Origin of the sequence: Mycobacterium sp., assembly GCF_029961025.1 — a bacterium.
GTDB lineage: Bacteria > Actinomycetota > Actinomycetes > Mycobacteriales > Mycobacteriaceae > Mycobacterium.
In genome coordinates this window covers 88,565-100,634 of record NZ_JASBVP010000012.1, presented here as the reverse complement: position 1 = coordinate 100,634, position 12,070 = coordinate 88,565, and the positions used below count along the sequence as shown (strand labels likewise).

Here is a 12,070-nt window from a genome sequence, read left to right as displayed (position 1 = left end):
AGGAGGAGCGGCGCCCATGACGAGCGTCGGGCAGGACACGTGGTGGTTGGTGGCGGCCAAGACGATCGCCGTCTTCGTGTTTTTGCTGGTGACGGTGTTGGCGGCGATTCTGGTCGAGCGTAAACTGTTGGGCCGCATGCAGATGCGGTGGGGCCCTAACCGGGTGGGTCCGCACGGGGTGTTGCAGAGCCTGGCCGACGGGGTCAAGCTGGCGCTCAAGGAGGGTATCACCCCCGCGGGTGTGGATCGCCCGATTTACCAACTGGCGCCGATCATTTCGGTGATTCCCGCGATCACGGCGTTCGCGGTGATCCCACTGGGCCCCCAGGTGAGCGTGTTCGGCCATCGCACCGCGCTGCAGGTGAGCGATCTGCCGATCGCGGTGTTGTTCATCCTGGCGATGTCATCGATCGGCGTGTACGGCATCGTGCTGGCCGGCTGGTCTTCGGGCTCCACCTACCCGCTTTTGGGCGGGGTGCGCTCCACCGCCCAGGTGATCTCCTATGAGATCGCGATGGGGTTGTCGTTCGCGGCGGTGTTCCTCTACGCGGGCACCATGTCGACCTCGGGGATCGTCTGCGCGCAGGACAAGGTGTGGTACGTGTTTGTGCTGCTGCCGTCGTTTGTGATCTACCTGGTGTCTATGGTGGGGGAAACCAACCGGGCGCCCTTTGATCTGCCCGAGGCCGAGGGCGAGCTGGTCGCCGGTTTTCACACCGAGTATTCCTCGCTGAAGTTCGCGATGTTTTATCTGGCCGAATACGTCAACATGACCACCGTCTCGGCGTTGGCCACCACGCTGTTCTTCGGCGGCTGGCATGCCCCGTTTCCGGTCAACGTGTGGGCGGGGGCCAACCACGGCTGGTGGCCGGTGGCCTGGTTCACGGTCAAGGTGTGGGGGTTTTTGTTTTTCTACATCTGGTTGCGCGCCACCCTGCCGCGGCTGCGTTACGACCAGTTCATGGCGCTGGGCTGGAAACTTCTCATCCCGGTGGCGCTGATGTGGGTGATGGTGGTCGCGGGGATCCGCACCCTGCGCGATGGGGGCTACCCCCACTGGGAAGCCGTCTCGATGGCCACCAGTGTGTGTGTCACCGTGATATTGCTGGGGTATCTGCGGAAACTGTTCAGCGCCTTGACGTCCCAGCAGCAGGGGGCGGTCTTGCGGGAGGCTGTGCCCGAGTCGGGGTTTCCGACCCCGCCGCTGCCGGGGCAGTCCGCGGTGCGCCCGCAGCGCGCCCCGGCCGCCGTGGGCAGAAAGGACAGAAAGGATACGTAGTGGCCAGCTTGTGGAAAAGGTCTGTGCAGGCGGTGGCCGGATTCGGGGTGACCCTGGCCACAATGTTCAAACGGCCGGTCACCGAGGAGTACCCGGAAAAGCCCGGTCCGGTGGCGCCGCGCTTTCACGGCCGTCATCGGCTCAACCGCTATCCCGACGGCCTGGAAAAGTGCATCGGTTGCGAGTTGTGCGCCTGGGCCTGCCCCGCCGACGCGATCTATGTGGAGGCCGCCGACAACACCGAGGAGGAACGCTACTCCCCGGGGGAGCGCTACGGGCGGGTCTATCAGATCAACTACCTGCGCTGCATCGGCTGTGGTTTTTGCGTGGAGGCCTGCCCGACGCGGGCGCTGACCATGACCAACGAGTATGAGATGGCCGGGGATAACCGCGCAGAGTTCATCTATGACCGGCAACGGCTGCTGGCGCCCCTAGAACCCGGCATGGTGGCACCACCGCACCCGATGGCGCCGGGGGCCACCCATTTCGACTACTACCTGGGCAACATCACCGCGCAGGGATTGCGCACCACACAAAGTGCGGGTGAGCCCCGGTGACGACACTGCTGGCCGCGGACTCCTTCACCCGCACCTCCACCGGTGAGGCGATCGCGTTTTGGACCCTGGGTGCGCTGGCGGTGATCGCCGCGCTGGGAATGGTGATGGCCGCCAAGGCGGTGTACTCGGCGATGTTCCTGGCGGCCACGATGATCATTTTGGCGGTGTTCTACTTTGTTCAGGACGCGATGTTTTTGGGTGTGGTGCAGATCGTGGTCTACACCGGCGCGGTGATGATGCTGTTTTTGTTCGTGATGATGCTGATCGGCGTGGACTCGGCGGAGTCGCTGGTGGAGACGATCCGCGGCCAGCGGGTTGCCGCCGTGGTGGCCGGCATCGGGTTCGGGGTGCTGGTGATCGCCGGGATCGCGGGCACGGCCAGTGGGACCTTCGCCGGGCTGGCCGTCGCGAACGCGGGCGGCAACGTGCAGGGCGTGGCGGCATTGATCTTCTCCCGCTACCTGTGGGCGTTCGAATTGACCAGCGCGCTGCTGATCACCGCGGCGCTCGGGGCGATGGTGCTGGCGCACCGGGAACGCTTCGCGCGCCGCAAAACCCAGCGGGAGTTGGCCATCGAACGCTTCCGCCTCGGCCGATACCCCACGCCGCTGCCCAGCCCCGGTGTCTACGCCCGCCACAACGCCGTCGATGTCGCCGCGCGCTTGCCTGACGGCTCCTATTCGCAACTGTCGGTGCCGCAGGTGGTGGCGCATCGCGCCGCCGCGGCCGACGGCCCGGACCCGGACGGCGCGTCATGAACCCGGCCAACTACCTCTACCTTGCCGCGCTGCTGTTTAGCATCGGGGCCGCCGGGGTGCTGTTGCGGCGCAACGCGATCGTGATGTTCATGTGCATCGAGCTGATGCTCAACGCCGTCAACCTGGCGTTCGTCACGTTCGCGCGCAAATACGGGCACCTTGACGGTCAGGTGGTGGCGTTTTTCACGATGGTGGTCGCCGCCTGCGAAGTCGTTGTGGGCCTGGCGATCATCGTGATGATCTTTCGTGCCCGCCGCTCGGCCTCGGCCGATGATGTGAACCTGCTCAAGGGCTGAGGCCGCGATGAGCTCCTTGAGTTGGCTGCTGGTGGCGGTGCCGTCGGCGGGTGCGCTGATCCTGCTGCTTTCCGGTCGGCGCGCCGACCGGTGGGGGCACCTGCTGGGCTGCGCGGCGGCGCTGGCATCATTCGCCGTGGGCCTGATGTTGCTCGCCGGGATGCTGGGCCGGCAGGGCCCGGATCGGGGGATCCATCCCAACCTGTTCCGCTGGGTGCCGGTCGGGGGGTTGCGGGTCGATTTCGGGCTGCAGATCGACCAGTTGTCGATCTGCTTTGTGCTGTTGATCACCGGTGTGGGCTCGCTGATCCACATTTATTCGATCGGCTATATGGCCGACGACCCCGACCGGCGGCGGTTTTTCGCCTACCTCAACCTGTTTTTGGCCGCGATGCTGCTGCTGGTGGTCGCCGACAACTACCTGGGGCTCTACGTCGGCTGGGAGGGTGTGGGCCTGGCGTCGTATCTGCTGATCGGTTTTTGGTATCAGCGCCCGTCGGCGGCCACGGCGGCCAAGAAGGCGTTCGTGATGAACCGCGTCGGCGACGTCGGGCTGTCACTGGCGATGTTCGCGATGTTCGCCAGCTTCGGGACCTTGTCGTTTTCCGGGGTGTTCGCCGCGGCGCCCACCGCCGGGCGGGGGATGCTGACCGCGATCGGGCTGCTGATGCTTTTGGGCGCCTGCGCCAAATCCGCGCAGGTGCCGCTGCAGGCCTGGCTGGGTGACGCGATGGAGGGCCCCACCCCGGTCTCGGCGCTGATCCACGCCGCCACCATGGTGACCGCCGGGGTGTATCTGATCGTGCGGTCTCATCCGATATTTGACCTGTCCCCGGACGCCCGCCTGGCGGTGGCTGGTGTCGGCGCGGTGACGTTGCTGTTCGGCGCGATCATCGGTTGCGCGAAAGACGACATCAAGCGGGCGTTGGCCGCCTCGACGATCAGCCAGATCGGCTACATGGTGCTGGCCGCCGGCCTGGGCCCGGCCGGCTACGCGTTCGCGATCCTGCACCTGCTCACCCACGGCTTTTTCAAGGCCGGGCTGTTTTTGGGGTCCGGTGCGGTGATCCACGCGATGAACGACGAGCAGGACATGCGCCGCTACGGTGGCCTGCGTGGCGTGCTGCCGATCACCTTCGCCACCTTCGGGTTGGCCTACCTGGCGATCATCGGGGTACCGCCGTTCGCGGGGTTTTTCTCCAAGGACGCCATCATCGAGGCCGCACTGGGTGTGGGCGGTGCCCGCGGGGTCCTGCTGGGGGGTACGGCGATGCTGGGCGCGGGCATCACCGCGTTTTACATGACCCGGGTGATGCTTTTGACGTTCTACGGTGACAAACGGTGGGCGCCTGACGCGCATCCGCACGAGGCGCCGGGTGTGATGACCTGGCCGATGATCCTGCTGGCGGTGGGTTCGGTGTTCTCCGGCGCCCTGCTGGCCCTCGGCGGCACCCTGGTGCACTGGCTGCAGCCCCTGGTGGGACTGCACGAAGCCGCCCACCCCACCCCGACGTGGGTGAGCAGCGCGACGACGCTGGTCCTTGTCGCCGCCGGGATCACGGTGGCTTACCGGATGTATGGCAGCGCCCCGGTGCCCCGCACCGCCCCGCAGCGGGTGTCGGCGCTGACGGTGGCCGCGCGTCACGACCTTTACGGCGATGCCTTCAACGAGGAGGTGTTCATGCGCCCCGGTTGGCACCTGACCCGCGCGCTGGTCGCCATCGACAACGCCGGTGTGGACGGCTCGGTCAACGCGGCAGCCGGACTGCTCGGGCGCACCTCAGACGTGCTGCGCGCGGTGCAAACCGGTTTCGCGCGCTCCTATGCGCTGACGATGCTGGCCGGGGCGGTCCTGCTGGTCGCCGTGATCCTGGCGGTGCGACTGTGGTGAGCACCTTTCCGTGGCTGAGCGCGCTGTGGCTGGTTCCGCTGGCCGGCGCGGGGGTGGTCATGCTGCTGCCGGGGCGGGCCCAGCCGCTGGCCAAGGGGACCGGGCTGATCGCCGGCGTGCTCACCCTGGTGGTGGCGGTCGTCATCACCGCCGGGTTCGATACCGCCGGCGCGCCCTACCAGTTCGTCGAATCACGGCCGTGGATCCCGGCGTTCGGTGCCGGCTACACCCTGGGCGTGGACGGGATCGCGGTGGTGCTGGTGCTGCTCACCGCGGTCTTGGTGCCGCTGCTGATGCTGGCCGGTTGGAACGACGGGGGGGATCACCCGCGCGGCCCGCACGCCTACGTCGCGTTGACGTTGACCGTTGAGTCGATGGTGCTGATCTCGCTGATCTCCCTGGATGTGCTGCTGTTTTACGTGTTCTTCGAGGCCATGCTGATCCCGATGTACTTTTTGATCGGCGGCTTCGGCCACGGTGACGGGCGCTCACGCGCGGCGCTGAAATTCTTGCTGTACAACCTGTTCGGCGGGCTGATCATGCTGGCCGCGGTGATCGGGGTGTATGTGGTGAGCGCGCGCCACGGCGGCGGGACGTTCGATGTCCGCCGGCTGGTCACCGCCCTGTCCCCCACCGGCGTCGACCCGCTGGTGCTCAAGGCGCTCTTCGGCGGGTTTATGTTCGCGTTCGCGATCAAAGCCCCGCTGTGGCCGTTTCACCGCTGGCTGCCCGACGCCGCGGTGGAAGCCGCCCCGGCGACCGCGGTGTTGATGATGGCGGCGATGGACAAGGTCGGCACCTTCGGCATGCTGCGCTACTGCCTGCAGTTGTTCCCCGACGCGTCACGGTATTTCCGTGCGCTGATCGTGGTTTTGGCGGTGATCGGGGTGGTGTACGGCGCGATCGTGGCGATCGGCCAAACCGACATGATGCGCCTGATCGCCTACACCTCAATCTCGCATTTCGGGTTCATCATCCTGGGGATCTTCGTGATGACCAGCCAGGGGCAAAGCGGCTCGACGCTGTATATGGTCAACCACGGCCTGTCCACCGCGGCGGTGTTTTTGATCGCGGGCTTCCTGATCGCACGGCGGCGCACCCGCGCGATCGCCGACTACGGCGGGGTGCAAAAGGTGGCACCCGTGCTAGCCGGCACCTTTTTGGTGGCGGCGATGGCCACCCTCTCCCTGCCGGGCCTGGCGCCGTTCATCAGTGAATTCCTGGTGCTGCTGGGCACATTCAACCGCTACTGGCTGGCGGCGGCGGTGGCCGCCAGCGCCTTGGTGCTCTCGTCGATCTACATGCTCTGGCTGTATCAACGGGTGATGACCGGGCCGGTCACCGCGGGCAACGAGCGCATCCGTGACCTGCTGCCCCGCGAGGCCATCGTGATCACCCCGCTGATCGCGCTGCTGCTGATCCTCGGGTGTTACCCCAAACCCGCGCTAGACATCATCAACCCCGCGGTCAGCCACACGCTCAGCACCCTCGGGGAACACGACCCGGCGCCGCGGAGCGCCCAAGGACCACACCGATGAGCATGCCCGCGCCCAGCATCGAGTACTCGCTGCTCAGCCCGCAGCTGATCGTCTTCGCCACCGCGGTGAGCGGTGTGCTGCTGGAGGCGTTCCTGCCCCGCCGGTTCCGCCACCCCGCGCAGCTCACCCTGGCCCTCGGCGGGCTGCTCACCGCGTTCGTTGCGGTCGTCAGACTGGCCACCAGGATGGCACCGCCCGGTCGGACCGCGGTGCTGGGGGCCATAGCCGTCGACCCGGTCACCCTGTTTCTACAAGCCAGCGTGCTGTTGGTCGCGATGATGGCGGTGGTGTTCATCGCCCAGCGCCGCGCCCGGGCCGACGGCGGCGCCGGGCCGGGCGCCGCGGCCGCCCCGGTGCTCCCCTCCCCGGCGGGGTTGGATGCGTTCACCCCGCAGGCCTCGGCGATCCCCGGCGGTGCCGCCGAGCGCCAGGCCATCCAGGCCGGGATGATCCAGACCGAAGTGTTCCCCCTGACACTGCTGGCGGTCGGTGGAATGCTGGTGTTTCCGGCCAGCAACGACCTGCTGACGATGTTCGTCGCCCTGGAAGTCTTGTCCCTGCCGCTGTACCTGCTGTGCGGCCTGGCCCGCCATCGTCGGCTGCTCTCGCAGGAAGCGGCACTGAAATATTTTCTGCTGGGCTCATTCTCATCCGCTTTCTTCCTCTTCGGGGTGGCTTTGCTCTACGGTGCGACCGGCACGCTCGCGCTGGCGGGGATCCGCGACGGGCTGGCAACGCACCCGAACAACTCGCTGGCGTTGCTCGGCGTGGCATTGCTGTCGGTCGGCTTGTTGTTCAAAGTCGGTGCGGTCCCGTTCCATTCCTGGATTCCCGACGTCTACCAGGGCGCGCCGACACCGATCACCGGGTTCATGGCGGCAGCCACCAAGGTTGCCGCCTTCGGTGCGCTGGTGCGGGTGGTCTACGTCGCGCTGCCCCCGCTGCACCATCAGTGGCGACCGGTGCTGTGGACGATCGCCATCTTGACCATGACGATCGCCACCGTCGCCGCGCTCAACCAGACCGACGTCAAACGGCTGCTGGCCTATTCGTCGGTCTCGCACGTCGGTTTCATCCTCACCGGGGTGATCGCCGACAACCCCGCCGGGGTGTCATCGACGATGTTCTACCTGCTCGCCTACAGCTTCAGCACGGTGGGCGCGTTCGCCGTTTTGGGCCTAGTGCGCGACGCCGACGGCCGCGAGGACGCCGACATGACCCACTGGAGCGGGCTGGGGCGACGCTCACCGGTCCTGGGGGCGCTGTTTTCACTATTCCTGCTAGCGTTCGCCGGGATCCCGCTGACCAGCGGATTCGTCAGCAAGTTCGTGGTGTTTCAGGCCGCAGCCGCTGGCGGGGCGGTGCCGCTGGTGATCATCGGGGTGGTGGCCAGCGGCGTGGCGGCCTACTTCTACGTGCGGGTGATCGTGCAGATGTACTTCACCGAGCCATCCGCCGACGTGCCCCGCGTCACCGCACCCGGCGCGCTGAGCACGGCGGCCATAGCGATATGCGCCCTCGTCACCATAATCCTGGGCATCCTGCCGCAACCGGTGCTCGACCTCGCCGACCACGCCGCACAATTGGTGCACTGATGTACTGAAGCCGCCGGCGACGCCGAGGCGTTAGAGGGCCGGCCGGCACCGCGGCGTCACTTCAGGAAGGCACGGGTGGCCAGGGTGTAGATCCCTAACACCGCCGGCGGCGCCAGCAGCGGTAGCCACGCCACCCGCAACGGAAACGATGCCGCCACCACCCCCACGAACGCGAACCCCACGGCGGCGACGATCGTCGGAGCGGTGACGACACCGGCGGGGGCGCGGCCCGCGTACCGCGTGGCCAGATAGCTGGCGGCGAAAAACCCGCAGGCCGCGGAGAGCACCGGGGACAGTTGGGGGGACGCCGCCATCGCGGCCACGCTGAACAGCACCCCAAGCGTCGCGACCGGGAGAAACACCGCCCCCACCAGCACGGCAATCACCCCGAGCGCTCCCGCCACGATCGCCTGCCCGTGCGATCCGGCTGCCGCCGACGCCACCATCAGCAGCCCGGACGCAGTCGAGAAGGCGCGCACGATCCCCGTCATCGCCGCCCCCGCAGCCGGCGGCGCTCGGGTACCAGGCGCATCGCCTGCTCCAGCGTGCGATCGTCCCCCCAGGCCACCACGTCCACGCCGACCGTCGTCATGTCCCGATACATGGCCGACCGCTGCAACTGCCACATCCGATCGATCAACGGATCCTGCTGCTGGTCGAATGGGGACCGCCCGAGAACGTCCACGGCGACCACGACATGACCACGTTTGCGCAAGTCGATCAGCGCCAGCGCAAACTCGGTTTCCAGCAGTGTGGAAAATGCGATCACGATGGCGCCGGAGGGGACTGCCGCGCGCGGCGCCAGCGTCCCGGCGGTGGTTTCGGAAACACCGCCGGCGCCGAGCACGGTGTCGAGCACGCGGTAGAACTGGCGTTGCCCGATGTCCGGGCCGAGCCATCGGGGACGGCGGCCTCCCAGTACGACGATCCCGGCCCGATCACCGTTTCGCAACGCGGTTTGCGCCACCTGAGCGGCGCCGCGCGCGACCCGTTCGGTGGCCGCCGTTGCCGGGCCCGGAGCCTGCGGATAGGTGTCGATCAGCACTACCACGTCGGCAGCGCGTTCGCTCTGACGTTGCGTCACATGCAATTTGGCGCGACGCGCGCTCACCGGCCAATTGATGGCGCGCAGCTGGTCACCGGACACGTAGGGGCGGATGTCGGCGTATTCGACGCCCGGCCCGATGTGGCGGGTCAGATGGGTGCCCAAACGTGCGGGCAACTCGGTCCGCGGTGTCGGCGTCGGCTGCGGCGCCGCCAATGGGAACACGATCACCTCGGCGGCGTCCACCGTTGCGGTGCCCGCCAGCAATCCGCCCCGCCCGACGGCGTCGATCCGCGCCCGGATGGGGTAGCGTCCCCAGCGGTCGGCCGCCACGGTCACGGTCTGACGGCGGACGGCTGCCGAATCCACAACCTCGAGCCGCATCCCCGAGACGGCGGATACCGTGAGTGCTACCACTGCGGATTCGGATTCCGTCGTCGCCCAGATGCTCAACCGCACCTGCTCGGTTTCAAAGCAGCGCTGCAGGCCCGGCTCGCTGTGCACCCTGACCGTGGGCACCGGCGGCTGCCAGCTGATCGAGCACAGCACCCCCAGCAACGGTGCGGCAAATGCGATCAACTGCCAGCGAGACGCGATCACGGCCACCACCAGCGCCGCCCCAACACAGGTGGCGATCGCCAGCGTTAGCGGGGAAGCGCGCCACCGCAATTCGACGTCGTGAGATTCGGTCACAGCACCGTTACCCGGCGTCCCGGGGTGCCCGGGGCACCGGCACTCGTCGCAACAATTCCGCCACCACGTCGGAGCTTTGAACCTTTCGGACCCACATCTCCGGCCGCAGGGTTATCCGGTGCGCCAAGGCCGCCGGGGCGAGCGCCTTGATGTCCTCGGGGATCACGTAATCCCGCCCGCACAGCAGGGCACGCGCCCGGGCGAGCTGGACCAGGTCGAGTTCTGCTCGCGGGCTGGCACCGACGGCGACCTGCGGATGGTGGCGGGTGGCGTTGGCCAGCGACACCACATAGCGCAGCATGTCCTCATGCACGCTCACCTGCTCCACCGATTCGCGCATCGCCAGCACATCATCGGCGTCCACCACCTGGCTCACCGTCGGCACGGCCGAACCTCGCTGCAGCCGCCGGCGCAGCATCAAGGCCTCGTCGCGCTCCGAGAGGTAGCGCAGCTCCAGCCGGATCGCGAACCGGTCCAGCTGGGCCTCGGGCAGCGGGTAGGTGCCCTCGTACTCGATCGGATTGTCTGTGGCCAGAACGATGAATGGTGTTGGCAGCCTGTGGGTCTCACCGTCGATACTCACCTGGTTCTCGGCCATGGCTTCCAGCAGCGCCGCCTGGGTTTTAGGCGGTGTGCGGTTGATCTCGTCGGCGAGCAGCAGATTGGTGAAGATGGGCCCGGGACGAAACTCGAAACGCCCCGACTGCATGTCGTAGATGGTGGAGCCGAGCAGGTCCGCCGGCAGCAGGTCGGGGGTGAACTGCACGCGAGTGAATCTCAGCCCCAGCGCCGCGGCGAAAGACCGCGCGATCAGCGTCTTGCCCAGCCCGGGAAGATCCTCGATGAGCACATGGCCGCGCGCCAGCACCGCGGTGAGAATAAGGGTGAGCGCGAAACGCTTTCCGACTACCACCCGTTCGATCTCGTCGAGCACCGCTTCGCAGTGGGCGGTGGTCGCCGCGGCCGGCATCGTCATATCTGCTCCAAGCGTTCCAGAATTTCCTGGAGCACCGCCCGGCCCGGACCCGGCTGGTGGCCGCCGTTGTCGGCAACGTCGTCCGGATTTACCCATCCCCACAGTTGCGGACCGAACAGCATTCGGCCCACGGCTTGATAGGCGTCCGGGTCTTTCGCCCTCCGCTGGCCGGTCACGATTTCGAAGCGACGTGCCAGCATTGGGCGCAGATGCCGGTCCCAGGTGGCTCGGGTGGATTCCGACCACCGGATCAGTGTCTCGGTGGCGGCGACCCAGCGGCGCAGCGACTCCCCGAGAGCATCGGAGTCCGGTTGGGCGACGGGTTCGCGGTCGCGCCCCAGGTGCCGACGGAGTGCGAACAGCACGACCGCCACCGCGACGCCCGACGCCCATGGCACCAGCCGGCGATCGGGCACGAGCAGCGCAACCAGCTCCCCGCCGGTGACGAGGAAAACTCCGGAGGCCAGCAGTCTATTCATGCGGCGCTCCGCAGTTCGGCCAGCACTTGCCGGAGCGCACGGACCGCAGTTTCACGATGTCCCTCGTCCATCACGTGCGCGCTGAACCGCGCCTCTTCGAACACGCTGACCAACGCGGCAGCGTTTTGTGCTTGCAGCGCATGGTGTTCGACGGCCCGGGCCAGCACCTCGGTCGGGGTGTCGAAGTCCCGGGGGCCGGCGTCGGGAACCCGCGCGAGCGCGCGTTCCATCGCGGTGTAGCACGCGATAATCGCTTCGCGGGGTTCGCGGCTCAGGTCGCCGATCTCGACCAGCCCCTGTGCTGCCGCTCGCGCAAGCGTTTCCGAGCCGGCCACGGCGTCAACGAAATCGGCGGTGATCGCGGGCGGGCGGATGCGCTGGTGCCGGCGCGCCCCGACAACCGCGGACGCGACGAGCAGCAGCACGGCCGTGCTCGCGGCAAGGTGGCCGATCGGGTTCCCGCCGGTGCCCTGATACCCCGGTGGTGTCGGCGGGACGCCGGGGGTTTCGGGCGTCGGTGTCCTCGGTGGTGGCGGGGGCCCGGGCTCAACGACACCGTAGTGGGCTGCCCAACGTGTCAATAGCATCACGATCACCAGCCAGGCAAGGATCACCCCGAGTCCGATCAGCAGCACCCGCCAACTCGGTCGCTCGCGAAAACCACCAAAGGTCTCCGAAAGCGCCCCGATGCTCGCGGCCGCCCGCCGCGTGCGCAACCCCGCCACCACCGACAACGCCATGAGCACCAGCGACACACCAAGCAGCACGGCAACAATCACCAGTGCCAGCGGATGCCAGGGCGGCGCGAGGTGCGAAGTGTGCTGGGGGGCCGGGAGATATCCGCGCAGCGCGGCAGCGCTGAGGAGCAACAGCACGATCAGCGCGATCACGCGCCACGTGGGCTTGTCCATACCGGGCATCGGCGCACCACTCGACGGGTTACCCGCCGCTGTTGCGGCGGCG

General features: G+C 67.6%; 12 protein-coding genes. 7 read left to right on the top strand and 5 right to left on the bottom strand.

Going from position 1 to position 12,070, the window contains the following annotated elements:
* Positions 1-16: 16 nt before the first annotated feature.
* The 7 genes from nuoH to nuoN all read left to right on the top strand — a co-directional run bounded on the left by nuoH (position 17) and on the right by nuoN (position 7,914).
* The gene (nuoH, locus tag QJR12_RS14620; protein WP_300583680.1) at positions 17-1,279 is read left to right on the top strand and encodes an NADH-quinone oxidoreductase subunit NuoH; all 1,263 of its coding nucleotides are present in this window, start codon (positions 17-19) and stop codon (positions 1,277-1,279) included.
* Positions 1,280-1,341: 62 nt separating this feature from the next.
* Entirely contained in the window at positions 1,342-1,836 is a 495-nt protein-coding gene (gene nuoI / locus QJR12_RS14615; protein WP_300583782.1) for an NADH-quinone oxidoreductase subunit NuoI, read from the top strand.
* The gene (locus QJR12_RS14610) at positions 1,833-2,594 is read left to right on the top strand and encodes an NADH-quinone oxidoreductase subunit J (protein WP_300583677.1); all 762 of its coding nucleotides are present in this window, start codon (positions 1,833-1,835) and stop codon (positions 2,592-2,594) included. The genes nuoI and QJR12_RS14610 overlap by 4 nt, the downstream gene beginning before the upstream one ends.
* Entirely contained in the window at positions 2,591-2,890 is a 300-nt protein-coding gene (gene nuoK, locus QJR12_RS14605; protein WP_300583674.1) for an NADH-quinone oxidoreductase subunit NuoK, read from the top strand. Before QJR12_RS14610 ends, nuoK begins: the two co-directional genes overlap by 4 nt.
* 7 nt (positions 2,891-2,897) lie before the next feature.
* Positions 2,898-4,781 (top strand): NADH-quinone oxidoreductase subunit L, encoded by a 1,884-nt coding sequence (gene nuoL / locus QJR12_RS14600; protein ID WP_300583671.1) that lies wholly within the window; start codon positions 2,898-2,900, stop codon positions 4,779-4,781.
* A complete protein-coding gene (locus QJR12_RS14595; RefSeq protein ID WP_300583668.1) occupies positions 4,778-6,319 on the top strand; it encodes an NADH-quinone oxidoreductase subunit M in 1,542 nt (513 codons plus the stop codon). The genes nuoL and QJR12_RS14595 overlap by 4 nt, the downstream gene beginning before the upstream one ends.
* Entirely contained in the window at positions 6,316-7,914 is a 1,599-nt protein-coding gene (nuoN, locus tag QJR12_RS14590; protein WP_300583666.1) for an NADH-quinone oxidoreductase subunit NuoN, read from the top strand. Before QJR12_RS14595 ends, nuoN begins: the two co-directional genes overlap by 4 nt.
* Positions 7,915-7,970: 56 nt before the next feature.
* Here nuoN and QJR12_RS14585 read toward each other — a convergent pair whose 3' ends face one another.
* The 5 genes from QJR12_RS14585 to QJR12_RS14565 are packed head-to-tail and all read right to left on the bottom strand — an operon-like array spanning position 7,971 to position 12,027.
* Positions 7,971-8,405, bottom strand: a complete 435-nt coding sequence (locus QJR12_RS14585) for a hypothetical protein (protein WP_300583663.1) — start codon at positions 8,403-8,405, stop codon at positions 7,971-7,973.
* A complete protein-coding gene (locus tag QJR12_RS14580; protein WP_300583660.1) occupies positions 8,402-9,652 on the bottom strand; it encodes a DUF58 domain-containing protein in 1,251 nt (416 codons plus the stop codon). The genes QJR12_RS14585 and QJR12_RS14580 overlap by 4 nt, the downstream gene beginning before the upstream one ends.
* A gap of 7 nt (positions 9,653-9,659) precedes the next feature.
* Positions 9,660-10,628: a MoxR family ATPase gene (locus QJR12_RS14575; RefSeq protein ID WP_300583657.1), complete on the bottom strand. Its 969-nt coding sequence runs from the start codon at positions 10,626-10,628 to the stop codon at positions 9,660-9,662.
* Positions 10,625-11,107 (bottom strand): hypothetical protein, encoded by a 483-nt coding sequence (locus QJR12_RS14570; RefSeq protein ID WP_300583654.1) that lies wholly within the window; start codon positions 11,105-11,107, stop codon positions 10,625-10,627. Before QJR12_RS14570 ends, QJR12_RS14575 begins: the two co-directional genes overlap by 4 nt.
* On the bottom strand, positions 11,104-12,027 hold the full coding sequence (locus QJR12_RS14565; RefSeq protein ID WP_300583780.1) for a DUF4129 domain-containing protein: 924 nt from the start codon (positions 12,025-12,027) through the stop codon (positions 11,104-11,106). Before QJR12_RS14565 ends, QJR12_RS14570 begins: the two co-directional genes overlap by 4 nt.
* Positions 12,028-12,070: the final 43 nt, after the last annotated feature.